We start from the raw sequence: 15,366 nt of genomic DNA, 5'->3' as shown, positions 1-15,366 counted from the left end.
AGTCAATCGGACAACGGGCCAAACGCCTCGAATTCTGTCTTCTTTCCGTATCACTTATGTCATGAGCGTCCGGTTAAGGGCTGCGGATGATGCGGTTCCAGGATCAGCGTCGAGCCCTCTACCCGCCAGCTTTTGAGCCGCGACAGGAAATTCATTCCCAGCACATCGGTATCGCCAAAGGCGGGCGAGACGACGACGGGCACGTCATCGGCGCGGATGGTGCCGATGCGCAGCGAGTCGATCTGCGCGGTCTGGGCGCGGATCATGCCGTTGGCGGTATTTAATATGACCGGGAACACCGGTTTTGCGGGCTTCAATCCGACGGCCCGCGCGGTATCGGTGGACAGCGCGGTCAGCGTCGCGCCACTGTCGACCAGCATCCGTCGACTGACGTCGTCGATCGTCACCCGCGCCCAGAAATGGCCATCGGGCGACATGCGGATGCGCACCGTATCGCCCACCACATTCTGATCCTGAAGATTGAGGGCCTGCATCGCGCGCTGGATATAGGGATCGAATTGCTGACGCTGTTGCAGAACGACGATCAGCAGACCGCCCAGGATGACCCAGCTGACCAGATTGAGCGCCACGCGCAACACAGGCACCCGGCGGGCCAAAACCACCGCCAGGATTGCCGCGGCGACCAGGGCGGCGAGGGGCAGGGGGATGCCCAGATCGGGTATCATGAGAAATCATTTCCTTCCGCCACCCGATATGGGTCGCGTGAAGGCGCAATCATAGTGGCGGCCAGCTGTCTGACGGCTGACCGCCCCGGTGGGAAATCAGGCTTGCTCGGGTGCGCCCACTTCGTCCGCGCTGAAGCGCCGACCGCCATACCAGCGGCGGAAGCTGCCATCGGGCTGGCGGAAATAGCGAGCCCCTTCGTGAAGAACTGGCGCGCCCAGCGACCGATAAGCTGCCCAAATGCCATAGACCATGGCGACTACCGCCAGGACCTTGATCCACTCCATCGACTCGCCCCTTATTTATTATGGGAGGCAGGCTCGTGATAAATATGGTGGAGATCAAGTAAATAAGTTGCTGCATTGCGGGGTGAAGGCGCCAATATTAACGCTGCATTGCATCAATTGAAACCGGGAAATGGGCGGCTGAGCCATAGTGAGCTGCGCAAACCGAAGCGTCTCGGCCGGTCGGCGGCCTTGGTGATGCCGATCCTGGGTCCGGTGACAACGTCCGGCACCGTGTCCACGTCTTCCAGCAGGAAGGGCGGCCTATCGAGCGATGCCCCGTCCAGCGCCATGTTGATCCCCAGTGCTGCGCAGAGCCGCCCCGGACCGGCGCACAATTCCCGTATCGGGCGGGCGATACCGCGCCGCTCCAGCATGGAATCGATGCCATGTCGCGGCTCGATCGCACGGATCAGGACGGCGCTGCCTGGCGTGCCGCAGACGATGTTGAGGCAGTGGTGCAGTCCGTAAATGCGGTACACATAGGCATGGCCGCGCGGCCCGAACATCGTCGCATTGCGCACGGTTCGTCCGGCAAAGCTATGTGAGGCGGGATCGGCCGCGTCATACGCCTCCGTCTCCACGATGATCCCGCCCACGCCGTCGACCGTCAGGGTTACGCCGATCAGCCCTTGTGCGACCTCGTCGACCGGCTGCGTGTAGAAGTCCGGCGAAAGCAACGACATCGATGCCGCTCAGCTCCCCATCGTAACCCAGAACCAGAGCGGCATCGGCTCAGCCCTGTCCGCCAGACGGATCATGCCCTCACTGGTTTCCACCGCCGTATCGCGCCAGTCGATCACGCCATCCGCATCGATCAACGGCGTGACCCGTAGACCGAAGATGCAGGTCAACCGCTGATCGCCGTGCTGCCGCTCGAAGGCGATCACCCGGTCCCGGCCATAGCCGGTGACCGGCAGGGGGGTATAGCGGCCCTGGAGGAACAGGTCCGGGCAACGCCGCCGGAGGGCGAGCAGATCGGCGATGACTTTCTGCTTTGGGCAATGCCCATCGGCCAGTGCAGCTTCGCGTGCGGGATAGTCCACCGGCCGGCGGTTGTCGGGATCGACCAAGCTCAGATCGGCGAACTCCGTCCCCTGATAACAGTCGGGAATACCGGGTACGGTGTAGCGCAAGGCCGCTTGGGTCAGCATATTCGCTTCGGCCGCCGGTGCGATCCGGCGGAGCAAGGCGGTCATTCCTTCGCGGAAATCCTTCCCCTGTTCTCCGTCGATCAGCGCCTTGGCCAAGGCGTTGCACCGGGCCTCATAATCGGTGTCGGGCGCTTCCCAGGACGAGCGCAGCTTAGCCTCACGGAGTGACTTTTCCTGCCACGCCGCGATCCGTTTCGAGAAGTCGCCGAGATCACGGTCCTCCGGCCAAGCGCCGACCAGGGTCTGGATCAACATGTACCAATCCGCCGGATCGACGCCCTCGGCCAAGTCGACGGTCTGACGCCACCACGCCTCGACCTGCAGCCGCCATTCGTCGGGCATGGCGCTCAAGACCGCCAGCCGGGCGCGGACATCCTCGCCCCGCTTATGATCATGGGTGGCGGTGGTCAGCATCGCATGAGGGGAGCGTTCGACACGACCCTTCATGCGTTCGTGGAAGGCCGCGATGGACATGCTGATGCGACCCGCATCGAAACCGACATCGTTGCGCGAGAGCAGGACGGCGTGGCGGTAGAAAGCGGTGTCCTCGACCGCCTTGGCCGCGATCGGCGCGGAGAGCTGCTGGAAGCGTCGAACCGCGTCGGCCAGCAAGGCTCGGTCCCCTGGGCCTTCGCCCGCGAGCCAAGCCAAGATCCGGTCGGCGACAAAGCCCTCGCCCGGCGGCAGCAAAGGATCGACGCGGCGGCGCGCCAACTCGCGAATGGCGACGTCGCTGGTCGGGGCGTCGGGGCCATAGGTCCGATAGACCGGGAACACCCAGAGCAGCCGCTCGATCGCACGGCGCAGCATCGGTGTGGTGATCGCGCCTTCAAGCGCCTCTGCCGAAGCCGTGAGGGCGGCAAAGGCCGCGACGCACTGGTCTAGCTGCCCCGCAAACTGCCATGCCAGCAGATCCTGCCGGGCCTGCAATTCCTCCGGCGCGAAATGAGGGGATCGGCCGCTTAACTGAGCCCAGAGTTCGGCCAAGGGCCTTGTCCCCTCCGGCGCATGGATCAAGGCGGAAACCTCTTCCATGAAATCATAACCGCTTGTGCCGTCGACGCCCCAGTCCTGGCCCATCGGCTCATCGGCGGCGAGGATCTTCTCGATTACGATATAGGCGCGGTTAGCGTCGTCGCGGGGGATCGCGTCGAACCGCGCGCGCAGTTTCCGGCAATAGCCGATCGGATCGGTCAAGCCGTCGACATGATCGATCCGTACCCCGTCGATCAGCCCTTCCTTATAGAGCCTGAAATAAAGGGCGTGGCTTTCCTCGAACACCTCGTCGTCCTCGATGCGAAGGCCTGCCAGATCGTTGATGGTGAAGAAACGGCGCCAGTTGAGTTCGTCGTTCGCCACGCGCCAGGATGCCAGCCGATAATGCTGCCGGTCGAGCAGGTCGGCGACCGGCACGTCTTCGGCCCGGTCCTGATCCTCGTCCCGCACCGGTAGGCGATGCTCGCCATAAGCGACGATCTCGGCGCGTCCATCCCGGCGTTCGACCGCGATCTGGCCGTCCGCGAGCACCTTGGCCAGTGGATCGCCCAGGATCGGCAGGACCAGCTTGCGCGACCAGTCGATGTCGAAGAAGCGTGCGTACCGGCTGGCTTCACCACGGGTGAGCACATCGTTCCACCAGGCATTGCCGCCGCCCGCGACGCCCATATGATTGGGCACGATGTCGATGATGACACCCATGCCCAGCCACCGGGCGGCCCGGGACAGCGAACGGAACGCCTCTTCGCCGCCCAGTTCGGGATTGATCCGGGTCGGGTCTATCACGTCATAACCGTGCATCGATCCCGCCGCCGCCGTGGTGATGGGCGAGGCATAGACATGGCTGATCCCCAACCGGTCGAGATAGGGCAGCAAGGCCTCCGCCCGGTCGAAGGGAAAGTCCTTGTGAAACTGGAAACGATAGGTGGCGCGCGGCGTCATGGTCGGCGTCCTTGAAGAGGGATCAGCGGGCATTGAGCATGGCGATGCGGGCAGCGACCGCCTCGCTCCGGCACGCTGCATCCAATGTTTCGGGCAGGCGGCGTCGCCAGTTGGGATGCTCGTCGATAGTGCCCGGTAGGTTCGGCTGCTCCTCCAGGCCCAACAGGTCCTCGAGTGGCACGATCGCGAGCGGGCAGGGGGTGGCCGCGACGGCCTTGATGGCCGCATCGACCACGGGCTCTGGTTCCGACGGCGGGGCTGTGTCTTCGCCAATCATGGCCCAGAGCGCCGCCTTTTCCTGCGCGCGGTGCTCGCTATCCTCGGAGGATAGCGAGCGACCCGCGATCCTAGCCCGCCAGTCGAGGTCGCGACCGGTCCACCAGCCCCGGACGGTCGGGATGTCATGGGTGGCGGTCATCGCAATAGCCTGTGCGTCCCACTGCTCCGGCCGCGTGAACCGGCCTTCGGCATCCCGCTCGAACGGCAGCACTCGCATCCCGAGCATCCCGACGCCGGCCATGGTGTCCCGAAAACCCGGAGGCACGGTGCCCAAATCCTCGCCGATCACGATCGCACCGCGTCCGTCATTGGCCCGCTGTGCCTCGATCCGCAGGATGCGGAGCAAATCGGCAAAGGGCATCGCGAGATAGGCGCCTTGGTCGGCCGGCGCGCCCTCCGGGATGACCCACAAACGACACAGCCCAAGCGCATGGTCGATACGGATGCCGCCTGCGTGCGCGAAGACGGCGCGCAGCGTCTGGATGAAGGGCGCGAAACCCAGTCGGCGCAGCGCGAAGGGCGATAGCGCGGTAATGCCCCAATTCTGCCCCTCCGGGCCCAATGGATCGGGCGGCGCGCCGATCGACAGGCCGCTCAGCAACTCGCCCGGACGGCTCCAGCTGTCGGCTCCGTCGGCCGCCACGCCAATGGCGAGATCGGCGATCAGCCCGATGCCCATGCCCGCCTTGCGCGCGGCGGTCGATGCCTGCGCCAGTGCACAGTCGGCCCACCATTGGGCAAAGGCGTAGAAGGCGATCGCATCCTCATGCTCAGCCACGAAATGGGTCACCGCCGCTCCGGTCGGATCATGATATTCGGATGGCCAATCGCGCCACCCCTGCGCCCGGTCCCGAGCGTAGAAATGTGCTTGCAACGCATCGAAACGGACCTGCGCTTCCAGCCGCTCGCCCTGCTCGTGCCGCCACCGGGCGACGTCCGACCGGCTCTTATCATCCAGTCGGTCATAGGCCAGCCGGAGGTCGCGCAAGCGGTCGGGCGCCGCCGTTGCCCAGTCGATCAGCGGCGGAGAATCGTTGACTGGGTCTCCAGCGGGAGCGAGCCAGATGTTGCGGAACAGGCGGCTCGACGGGGCATAGGGGCTGAACCGGCTGGCATCGGCGGGGAAGAGGGCATGGACGGGACTGATCGCAAGGGCCGAAGCGCCGGACTGGCCCAGCGTCCGGGCGGCCATCGCCAGGCTGGCAAAATCGCCATAGGCCCCGCCGCCTTCCCGAAGCGACGGAATTTGGACGGCGCTGCCCCAGTGACGCCCCGGCGGCGGCGCGGGGCAGCGGGCAGGGGCGACCGCAACGGTGATGCTGCGGCCGCCTTGCTCCAGCCGATGATGGCCCCAGTCTGCTATGGCTGGGAGTATGCCGTCGTTCAGGACGACCGACCGCACCTCGCCATTGTCGAGCGTCAGTTGCGCCGGTCCATCGCGCCACGTGCCAGGCAATGCGATGGCCTGATCGAGTTCGCTGGAAACGAACACCGGTTCGCCATGATCGGTATCGAGCCGGTCGAGGATCGCCGCCAACGCCTCGTCCGACACGCATTGCGCCTGTCCCTTGGCATCCTGCCACTCGCGCGACAGCCCTGCCGCCTCGGCACGGGCGTGGAGGTCGCTCATGTGGAAATCCATGCGGCGAAGCGGTCGTTATCACGGAAGATCATGGTGCCCTCTTCCTGCTTCAAAGGCAGTGGATCGGGACCGAGATCGATCAGGATCGTCAGCATGGCCCCGTCCGCCATCCGCCAGCGCGCCTTGACCCGCGCTTCTCCGCTGGCATTGGCCGACAGGCCGACTGCGCCTTTCAGTCGCGGTACGATATGGACCTGTCGCAGGGTCAGCAGCTCGCGATACAGGGCCCGCCATTCGCCTGCCGCCGGTCCGGGTTCGGGAATAGAGGCCTCGAACGTGCTGCGGGCGTTCGGATCGGGGATACGCTCACGCGCTTCGGGGTCGGCGAAGGCGTCGAACTTGGCGAACTCGCGGCGGCGGCCTTCGCGGACCGCATCGGCCAATTCGTCGTGAAAATCGGTGAAGAACAGGAAGGGGCTCTCGCTGCCCTCTTCCTCGCCCATGAACAGCAAGGGGATTTGCGGCCCGAGCAACAGCAGCGCGGTCGCGGCCCGGAGCCGCTCGCGATCGGTCAGCCGGATCAGCCGCTCGCCCATGGCGCGGTTGCCGACCTGATCGTGGTTCTGAAGGAACGCGACGAAGGCGGTGCTGGGCAGGTCGCCCGACGGCTTGCCGCGGGGCTTGCCGTCATGGTTGGGCGATCCTTCGCCCTGGTAGATGAAGCCTTCCTTCAGGCAACGCGCCAGACGTTCCGCCGGGCGATCGGCGAAGTCGCCATAATAAGCACTGGTTTCGCCGGTCAGCAGGACGTGAAGGACGTTGTGAAAATCGTCGTTCCACTGCGCGTCATAACATCCGGCCCGCAGGCGCTCGGCATCGTTCTTCTCGTTTTCGAGAACCAGATGGACATGCCGCTCGGGCAGCGCCGCGCGGATTTCGCCCGCCATCCGGTCGAGGAAATCGTCATTGGCGATGGCATGGACGGCATCGAAGCGCAGCCCGTCGATCCGATAATCGCGCAGCCACATCAGTGCATTGTCGACGAAGAAACGATGCACCGGATCGGCATCGACCGCCACGGCGCCGCCCCAGGGTGTGTCGATATCCTGATGGAAGAAGGCGCTGGCATAGGCGTTGAGGTAATTTCCGTCCGGCCCGAAGTGATTATAGACCACATCGAGGAACACCGAGAGCCCGAGCCCATGGGCGGTATCGACCAGCGTCTTCAACTCGGCGGGCGAGCCATAGGGCTCGGCCACCGCATAGGGCAGCACCCCGTCATAACCCCAGTTGCGGGTGCCGCCAAAGGCGTTGACCGGCATCAGCTCGATCGCGGTAACGCCCGATGCGGCGATGGCGGGCAGCTTATCCCGAATACCCTCGAAGCCGCCCAGCGTGCCTGCATGAACCTCTAAGATGACCATCTCTTCCCAGGGCCGACCACGCCATTCGGTCGCGCTCCAGGCGAAGCGTGGATCGACCACCACGCTCCAGCCATGGACACCCCCCGATTGAAGCCGGGAGGCCGGATCGGGCACCGCTAGGTCGGCATCCAGTCGATATCGGTAGCGCGTGCCCGCCGACGCAGGCGCGGTCGCGGTGAACCAGCCTGCGTCGTCCCGCTGCATCGCCACGGAAGGCGCGCCGTCGATCTCCAGCGTCACCGCCTCTCGGTCGAGGGCCCAGAGGCGGAAACGGGTGTCGGCGCCGTCGCGTAGTTCGGGGCCCCAGGCGGTCATGCTTCGATCGCATCCTGCCAGGTGATCAGCACCGCGCTTTGCGGCCCGACCTCATAGCTATCGCCGATCTCGATCTCGCCCTGCTCGGGCTTGGCGCTGTCGATCAAGACGGTGCGTGCGGCATGCGGCGGGGGCAGGGTGAAGGTGATCGGATCGGCCGAGGCGTTAAGCAGCAGCGACACGGCTTCGACCCCGCCATCCTCGGTCGCGGTCGCGCGGCGCATCAAAAGGGCGCGGCCTTCGGGATTGTCCCAATCCTCGGGGCTCAGTCGCTCGCCACGTTCGTCCCACCATTCGATATCGTTGATGCCATGACCCGGCGTGTCTTGCCCGTAGAGGAAGCTCGGCGCGCGCAGCACGACATAGCGTCGCCGCAACTCGGCCAGCCGCGCGGTGAAGGCGATCATTCCTTCACCTTCCTCCGAGGCGGCGGCCTTCCAGTCGAGCCAACTGATCTCGTTATCCTGGCAATAGGCGTTGTTGTTGCCGTGCTGCGTCCGACCGAACTCGTCGCCCGCCACGATCATCGGCGTGCCTAGCGAGGCGAGGAGGGTCGTCATCATCGACCGCATCACGCGACCGCGTGCGTCCTTGATGCCTTCATCGTCGGTCGGCCCCTCGGCGCCCCAGTTGCGCGAGTAATTTTCCGAATGGCCGTCGCGATTGTCTTCCTTGTTCGCCTCGTTATGGCGCTGTTCGTACATGACCGTGTCGGCCAGGGTGAAGCCGTCATGCGCCGCCAGCATGTTGAGGCTGGCCCAGGGTCGCCGCGCTCGCCGGTCGAACAGATCGCCCGAGCCCGCCAGTCGAGCCGCCAGATCGCCGCGCTGGCCAGGATCGCCACGCCAGTATTTGCGTACCGTGTCGCGATACTTGTCGTTCCACTCGGAAAAGCCGGGCGGGAAATTGCCGAGCTGATAGCCGCCCGGTCCGACGTCCCAAGGCTCGGTCAACAGCTTCAGGCGGCCCAGCACCGGGTCCTGGCGCAGCACGTCAAAAAAGGCGGAACCCGGATCAAAGCCATCCGCCTCACGCCCCAGCGTCAGCCCCAGGTCGAAGCGGAAACCGTCGACCCCAAAGCTGGTCGCCCAGTAGCGCAGCGAGTCCGCCACCATCTGGATCACCCGCGCCTTGGACAGGTTCAGCGTGTTGCCGGTGCCGGTGTCGTTGATCGTGTAGCGCGGCTGATCCTGGACCAGCCGGTAATAGCTGGCATTGTCGAGCCCGCGCCAGGACAGCGTCGGCCCCTTTTCCGATCCTTCGCAGGTATGGTTGTACACCACGTCGAGGATAACCTCGATCCCCGCCTTGTGCAGCTTGTGCACTGCGCGGCGCAGTTCGTCCTGGGTATCGGTTGCGAAATAGGCCTGCTCGGGCGCGAAGAAGCCGAGCGTGTTATAACCCCAATAGTTGCGCAGCCCCTTTTCCTGCAGGAACCGATCCTGCGTGAAGCTGTGGATCGGCAGAAGCTCGATCGCGGTGACGCCGATGCGCTTCAGATGCTTGATGACCGCGGGATGGCCGAGCCCGGCATAGGTGCCCCGCTCACGCGGCGGAACCAGTTCCATCAGCTTGGTCAGGCCCTTCACATGGGCTTCGTAGATCACGGTTTCGGACCAAGGCGTGTTGGGCTTCACATCGCGCGACCAGTCGAAATGATCGTCGACCACCACCGCCTTGGGCATGGCGGCGGCGCTGTCGCGCTTGTCGAAGCTCAAATCCTCCTTCTTCGACCGGATCTGATAACCGTGCAGCGCATCGGTCCATTTGATCTCGCCGTGCAGCTTGCGGGCATAGGGATCGAGCAGCAGCTTGTTCGGATTGAAGCGGTGCCCGGCCTCAGGCTCGTAAGGTCCATGCGCGCGGTAGCCATAGAGCAGGCCTGGCCCGACATCGGGAAGATAGCCGTGCCACACTTCGTCGGTGCATTCGGGCAGGGTGTAACGCTTCAGTTCGCGCTTGCCCTGCGAGTCGAAGATGCACAGTTCGATACGGTCGGCATTGGCGGAGAAAACGGCGAAGTTGACGCCCTCTCCATCGAAGCTGGCGCCCAGCGGATAGGCGGAGCCGGGCAGAATCTGGTCGGGCAATTCGGTCAAGAAATCTCTCCGGCAAAAGTCGAATGACGATCCGTGGAATGGTGCCTTGCGAAGGGCGCAGTCATGTTGAGGGGCGTTGCCCCGCTATGGGCGTCAGGCCGGTTTGGCGGCGCGCGGCTTGCGTGTCTTGGGCTTCGCCTCCGCTGCCCCCGTTACTTCCGTCTTTTCAACGGGCGTGGCCTTTTTCGAGCGAGCGGCGGTCGGTTTTTTGGGCTCAGGAGACTTCACACCCGCATCGGGGATGGTGAGTTCCCGCTCCGCCATTTCCCAATGCTCGCGGTCGCGGCCATGGGGCTCACCCTCGGCCTGCCAGATGTCGTAAGCGCGCGCGCGAAGCTGTTCCTGCCTGTTATCCACCGTCGACTCCCTGCCGTGACATCAACTGTCATCGCCAGCGTAACGATTATGGGAGAGAATATGCTCCCCCATAATCGCGTTGATACGTATCAATTCCCGGTGGGCGATTTTGCCTTGACCTGTTCGGGCGGACGGACCGCCGAAAGGGTCTGGCGCTGGCTGGCCGGATCGATGCGGCGGGTGCGGGTAAAGGGCGGCAGTTCGACGCGCTTTCCAGTCTCCATCGCCTTCACGATCCCCTCAATCACGCGCAGATCGGACAGGCCTTCCTCCGCATCGGGCTCGGGATCGCGGTCGTTGAGGATGCAATCGGAGAAATAGCGCATTTCTCCACCGAACTGGTCGGTATGCTTGAACTCCTCATGGCTTTGCTTGTCGCCAATGGTGACGTCATGCTCGATACCCGATTGGAAGCCATAGGCCGGGCTCATATGGATCGAACCCTTCATGCCCGCGACGATCAGGCTGTCGATATTGTTCATCGCATAGCTGACCGTGAAGCTCGCCAGCTTGTCGCCCGGCATCCGCAGGACGACCGCGAAGGTATCGTCCAGATCGCCCAGGCCTGCGCTCGGCTGGCGCGTGGCAACAGCGCTTTCGACCGCGACCGGCTCTGCGCCGAACAAATAGCGGATGGCGTTGATGGGGTATGGCGCCATATCGAAGAGCGGCCCGGCTTCCAGACCATGCTTGGCACGGTGATTGTCGGGGTCCAGCTTCTGCCCGAAGCAGGAGGTAAAGCCGACCAGCTCACCCAGCTCGCCGTTTCTGATCTTCTCGATCGCCGCCAGCGTGCCCGGCTCGAAGTGCAGGCGATAGGCGGTCATCAGCTTGGCGGTGGAGCGTCGCTCGGCATCCTGAATGGCGCGGGCCTTCTCGCTGGAGACCTCGAGCGGCTTTTCGCACAGCACATGGATGCCCGCGTCCAGCGCCGGAATGGCGAATTCGGCATGTCGCCAATTGGGGGTGCCGAGATAGATGGCGTCGCAGATATTCGCCGTCAGCAGCTTGTCGAACTCGTCATAGGAATAGACATGCTCGACGCCGTATTTCTTGGCGAGCAGGCGTCCCTTCTCGGCGTCGCCGGTGACGATCGCGGTCAGTTCCGAATTGCCGGTATGCTCGATGCCGGGCAGCATGGCCGACTGGGTGATGTCGCCCGCCCCTACGACTGCGTAGCGGACCTTCTTCGTGCCGAAACCGAATGCCGATGCCAGGTTCATGGCGATGCTCCCAATTGACGTAACGGATGCTGCAACGCGCCAATCCGACGAAGGTCCCACGGAGATTTAACGGGTCTGGCGAGTTTTCAGCCGCCTAACCTGTATCAGTGGAGCGCCTGCCACCGTGTCTCTTCCCGACCAGCATGCCGATCCGCTGCGCGATGCCGAAGGATTTCTCGATCTCGAAAACTATGCCGCGCTGGGCGATGGGCGCAGTGTCGCGCTGAGCGGGGCCGACGGGGCCATCGACTGGTGGTGCGTACCCAACATGGATTCCGCGCCGCTCTTCGACCGGCTGCTGGACGGGGAACGGGGCGGGACATTCGCGATCACACCGGTCGAGCCTTTCACCGTCGAGCGACGTTATCGCACGCACAGCAACGTGTTGGAGACGATCTTCACCACGGCCAGCGGCCGGGCGAAATTGGTCGAATCCCTCAACAGCGGCCCCGCCGGGCGGCTCCCTTGGGCGGAGCTGGCGCGCCGGGTGGAGGGACTGGACGGCTTCGTCCGCTTCGCCATCACCCTGCGGTTCAGCCGCCGGGCGGACACGGTCAGCCCCTATTTCGCACCGGCGGGCGGGCATAATGTCTTTCACGTCGACCGCGTGCTGGGCGTATTCCGTCACTGCGCGCATGTGACCATCGATCAGGTCGAGGATGGGCTGGTCACCGGCACGGCGTCCGTGGGGCCCGGCGACCGCGCCCGCATCGCGATCATCGCGGGCGAGGACGAGCCGCTAGTCTGCCAGGATATCGAGCAGATCGACGCGCGGATCGACCTGTCGGACGGGGAGTGGCGGCAATGGACCAGCGGGCTGAAGGTGCCCGAACTCCACCGCGACCGTATCCTGCGCAGCGCGCTGGCGCTGAAGCTGCTGCTCTACTCGCCGACCGGGGCGATCACGGCGGCGGCGACCACATCCCTGCCCGAGGGGATCGGCGGCGAGAAGAATTACGACTATCGCTACGCCTGGGTTCGTGATGCGGGCTATACGATCAAGGCGTTCCTGCGCATCGGCGCGCATGGCGAGGCGAAGGCAGCCTTTACCTGGCTGCTCAAGCGGCTGGGCGAGGGCAAGCCGCAGGTCTGTTACACGCTGAACGGGCACCCCGTGCCGGAAGAGCGCGAGATCGCGGTCGGCGGCTATCGTGGGTCCCGGCCGGTCCGCGTCGGTAATTTGGCGGGCGGCCAGCACCAGCACGGCATTTATGGCGACATATTCGAGACGGCGAGCCGCTTCGTCGCTTGTGGCAACTTCCTCGACACATCCAGCGCGGAGACGCTCTCCCACTTGGCGGACGACTGCGCCGATCGCTGGCGGCAACCCGATGCGGGCATCTGGGAGCTGCCCGAGGAACGCCATTATACCATGTCGAAGATCAGCTGCTGGCAGGCGCTGGCGCGGGCGGTCGAACTGGCCGATGAGGGCCAAATCCCGACGACGTGCCGTGACCGCTGGGCTCGCGAACGCGACCGGATCGAGGCGTGGATCGGCGAGCACTGTTGGTCGGAGGCGCGTGGCGCCTATCTGATGCACCCCCACAGCGACGCCCTTGATGCCAGCCTGGCGCTGGCGGTTCGCTTTCGCTTCGATGGGCAGGACCGGCTTGCCCGGACGCTCGACGCAATCGACCAGGAATTGGCGGCGGGGGCCTTTCACTATCGCTATTCGGGCGTGCAGAAGGAGGAAGGCTGTTTCCTCGCCTGCACCTTCTGGATGATCGAGGCGCGTGCGATCCTGGGCCAAACCGACGCGGCACAGGCCGCCTTCGACGCGGCGACAGAGGCGCTCGATAGCCGGGGTGCTGGGCTCTATGCCGAGATGATCGACCCGAAGACCGGCCATTATCTGGGCAACATGCCACAGGGGCTGACCCATTTGGCCGTCATCCAGGCGGCGGCGACATTGGCGGGCGAGGAATTGTGATGGTGGCGAAGCGACGCGCAACTTGCTAGCAGCGGCGCGATGAGTGTCGCCTCCTCCGATCCGAAGCTGGCCTTTCTGGAAGGAGGAGGGGAGGCGACACGACTGATCCTCGCACGGGATTGGACCGGGCACCCGATGGGGCCGCCACAGGATTGGCCCGAATCCTTCCGCATCCCGCTGAGCCTCGTGCTCAATTCGCCCGAATCGATGATCCTGGCCTGGGGGCCGGATCTCCATTTCTTCTTCAACGAGACGTATTTTCCGCTGCTGGGCCCGCGCCTGCCTTGGGCGATGGGCGCGCGCTTCGACGAGGTATGGGCCGATGCGCTGGAACAGGCGCGGCCGATCATCGACGATGCGCTGGCGGGCCGGACCCAGCGTTTCGTCGATCTACCCTGGAAGCTCGATACCGACCGGGGCGAGGCGCACACCTTCTGGTCCTTTTCCTATTCGCGGGTGCTGGACGGCGAAGGCAAGGTCGCCGGACTGTTCATCTTTACCAACGAAACGACCGCGCGCGTCCACGCCGATGCCGCCCTGCGTGAGAGCCAGGAGCAACTGTCGCAAGCGCTGGAGGAGTTGCGGGGGCTGAACGTCACGCTGGAACAGCGGATCGTCGAGCGCACCGCCGAACGCGACCGGATGTGGGACGTATCGCCGGACCTGCTGACCGTGATCGATCCCGAAGGGACGATGCGCCGCATCAACCCGGCGTGGCGGGTTTTGCTGGGCTATGAGGCAAGCGACCTGATCGGCCGGTCGGTGATGGATTTCATCCATGCCGACGATCGGGAGGGGGCGCGAGCCGCGCTGCGTACCTCGCTGGAAGGGGGCGTGCCGCGGATCGAGTTGAGGATGCGCCATGCCGAGGGTCATTACGAATGGATCGCCTGGGTCGGGGCCTCCAGCGAGTTCGAGGTCTTTTCCGTCGGTCGCCACATCACCCAGCAAAAGGCGGCCGAGGCCGCGCTGCGCGCCACCGAGGAACAGCTGCGCCAGGCGCAGAAGCTGGAGGCGATCGGGCAGTTGACGGGCAGCGTCGCGCACGACTTCAACAACCTGCTGACCGTCATTCGCGGCTCGATCGACCTGCTCCGCCGCGCCGAGTTCCCGGCCGAGCGTCGTCAGCGCCAGATCGACGCCATCGCCGACGCTGCCGACCGCGCTGCCAAGCTGACCGCGCAGCTGCTCGCCTTCGCGCGCCGCCAGCCGCTGACTCCCGAGATTATCGATGTCGGGGACAGCATCACATCGCTGGTCGATATGATCACGACCCTGTGCGGCCCGGGCATAGCACTGGACGTCGATCTGGCGGAGGTGCCGTGTCGCGCGCATGTCGACCGCAGCCAACTCGACACCGCGATCGTCAATATGGCGGTCAATGCGCGGGACGCGATGGCGGGGCAGGGGCGGCTGACCATTCGGGTGAGGTCCGAGGCCGATGCGGTGGGCGAGCGTCAGGTGCGGATCGCGATCACCGATACCGGCGAAGGTATCCCGGCCGATCGTCTCGATCAGATTTTCGAGCCCTTCTTCACCACCAAGCGGCTGGGGGCGGGCACCGGCCTGGGCCTTAGCCAGGTGTTCGGCTTTGCACGCCAGTCGGGTGGCGACGTCCATGTCGTCAGCCAGCCGGGCGAAGGGGCCACCTTCACCCTCCTCCTGCCACAGGTGGACGGTCTGCCGGTCAGCGAAGGCCGCGTGGCGATGGCGACAGGTCACAAGCGCGCCGAGCGCCGCGTCCTCGTGGTCGAGGACAATATCGAAGTCGGCCAGTTCGCGGTCGAGGCGCTACAGACGCTGGGCTGCCATACCGTCACGGCGACCAACGCGGCCGCCGCAATGGAGGAGCTGAAGACCGGCGCGGATCGGTTCGACCTCGTCTTTTCCGACGTCATGATGCCCGGCCAGTCGGGCATCGATTTCGCGCATGAGATCAGCCGGGTTTACCCTCGGCTCCGTATCCTGCTGACCAGCGGTTATAGCCAGGTCATCGCGGATGAGGGCAGCCATGGCTTTGCCCTGCTGCGCAAGCCCTATACCTTGGCGGAGCTCGCGCAGCAGATGGACCGACTGTTCGACCAGTGATCCTGGCTG

11 protein-coding genes are annotated in these 15,366 nt (G+C 64.9%); 2 read left to right on the top strand and 9 right to left on the bottom strand.

The features are described 5' to 3' along the window. Positions 1 to 59 precede the first annotated feature (59 nt). The 9 genes from SSA01S_RS04500 to SSA01S_RS04460 all read right to left on the bottom strand — a co-directional run bounded on the left by SSA01S_RS04500 (position 60) and on the right by SSA01S_RS04460 (position 11,339). Positions 60 to 686 carry a retropepsin-like aspartic protease family protein gene (locus tag SSA01S_RS04500; RefSeq protein ID WP_061779406.1) on the bottom strand — a complete coding sequence of 209 codons (627 nt, stop codon included), beginning with the start codon at positions 684 to 686 and terminating at the stop codon, positions 60 to 62. A gap of 96 nt (positions 687 to 782) precedes the next feature. Further along, complete coding sequence (locus tag SSA01S_RS04495; protein WP_058715648.1) at positions 783 to 971, bottom strand: hypothetical protein; 189 nt, start codon at positions 969 to 971, stop codon at positions 783 to 785. Between the two features lie 113 nt (positions 972 to 1,084). Then, entirely contained in the window at positions 1,085 to 1,654 is a 570-nt protein-coding gene (locus tag SSA01S_RS04490; protein ID WP_156477665.1) for a DNA-3-methyladenine glycosylase, read from the bottom strand. Between the two features lie 9 nt (positions 1,655 to 1,663). After that, entirely contained in the window at positions 1,664 to 4,060 is a 2,397-nt protein-coding gene (gene treY / locus SSA01S_RS04485) for a malto-oligosyltrehalose synthase (protein ID WP_082794924.1), read from the bottom strand. A gap of 22 nt (positions 4,061 to 4,082) precedes the next feature. After that, on the bottom strand, positions 4,083 to 5,969 hold the full coding sequence (malQ, locus tag SSA01S_RS04480; protein WP_061779405.1) for a 4-alpha-glucanotransferase: 1,887 nt from the start codon (positions 5,967 to 5,969) through the stop codon (positions 4,083 to 4,085). Beyond that, the gene (gene treZ, locus SSA01S_RS04475) at positions 5,966 to 7,660 is read right to left on the bottom strand and encodes a malto-oligosyltrehalose trehalohydrolase (RefSeq protein ID WP_061779404.1); all 1,695 of its coding nucleotides are present in this window, start codon (positions 7,658 to 7,660) and stop codon (positions 5,966 to 5,968) included. The genes malQ and treZ overlap by 4 nt, the downstream gene beginning before the upstream one ends. Continuing rightward, complete coding sequence (gene glgX / locus SSA01S_RS04470) at positions 7,657 to 9,759, bottom strand: glycogen debranching protein GlgX (protein WP_061779403.1); 2,103 nt, start codon at positions 9,757 to 9,759, stop codon at positions 7,657 to 7,659. The genes treZ and glgX overlap by 4 nt, the downstream gene beginning before the upstream one ends. Positions 9,760 to 9,852: 93 nt before the next feature. Then, a complete protein-coding gene (locus tag SSA01S_RS04465) occupies positions 9,853 to 10,116 on the bottom strand; it encodes a DUF2934 domain-containing protein (RefSeq protein ID WP_061779402.1) in 264 nt (87 codons plus the stop codon). Between the two features lie 89 nt (positions 10,117 to 10,205). Continuing rightward, positions 10,206 to 11,339, bottom strand: coding sequence for a Gfo/Idh/MocA family protein (locus SSA01S_RS04460; RefSeq protein ID WP_061779401.1), 1,134 nt, complete (start codon positions 11,337 to 11,339; stop codon positions 10,206 to 10,208). 124 nt (positions 11,340 to 11,463) lie between these two features. Here SSA01S_RS04460 and SSA01S_RS04455 point away from each other — a divergent pair, with 124 nt between their 5' ends. Beyond that, complete coding sequence (locus SSA01S_RS04455; protein ID WP_061779400.1) at positions 11,464 to 13,269, top strand: glycoside hydrolase family 15 protein; 1,806 nt, start codon at positions 11,464 to 11,466, stop codon at positions 13,267 to 13,269. 39 nt (positions 13,270 to 13,308) lie between these two features. Beyond that, the gene (locus tag SSA01S_RS04450; RefSeq protein WP_061779399.1) at positions 13,309 to 15,357 is read left to right on the top strand and encodes an ATP-binding protein; all 2,049 of its coding nucleotides are present in this window, start codon (positions 13,309 to 13,311) and stop codon (positions 15,355 to 15,357) included. Positions 15,358 to 15,366 lie beyond the last annotated feature (9 nt).

It is taken from the genome of Sphingomonas sanguinis NBRC 13937 (assembly GCF_001591005.1).
GTDB lineage: Bacteria > Pseudomonadota > Alphaproteobacteria > Sphingomonadales > Sphingomonadaceae > Sphingomonas > Sphingomonas sanguinis.
Note: the sequence above shows the minus strand (reverse complement) of the source record. Positions and strands in the feature narration are given on the sequence as shown.

Excerpts from the sequence above, each read along its gene's own strand:
- SSA01S_RS04500 (WP_061779406.1), bottom strand. The coding sequence starts at position 686 with ATGATACCCGATCTGGGCATCCCCCTGCCCCTCGCCGCCCTGGTCGCC.
- SSA01S_RS04495 (WP_058715648.1), bottom strand. The coding sequence starts at position 971 with ATGGAGTGGATCAAGGTCCTGGCGGTAGTCGCCATGGTCTATGGCATT.
- treY (WP_082794924.1), bottom strand. The coding sequence starts at position 4,060 with ATGACGCCGCGCGCCACCTATCGTTTCCAGTTTCACAAGGACTTTCCC.
- SSA01S_RS04490 (WP_156477665.1), bottom strand. The coding sequence starts at position 1,654 with ATGTCGTTGCTTTCGCCGGACTTCTACACGCAGCCGGTCGACGAGGTC.
- treZ (WP_061779404.1), bottom strand. The coding sequence starts at position 7,660 with ATGACCGCCTGGGGCCCCGAACTACGCGACGGCGCCGACACCCGTTTC.
- SSA01S_RS04460 (WP_061779401.1), bottom strand. The coding sequence starts at position 11,339 with ATGAACCTGGCATCGGCATTCGGTTTCGGCACGAAGAAGGTCCGCTAC.
- malQ (WP_061779405.1), bottom strand. The coding sequence starts at position 5,969 with ATGAGCGACCTCCACGCCCGTGCCGAGGCGGCAGGGCTGTCGCGCGAG.
- SSA01S_RS04450 (WP_061779399.1), top strand. The coding sequence starts at position 13,309 with ATGAGTGTCGCCTCCTCCGATCCGAAGCTGGCCTTTCTGGAAGGAGGA.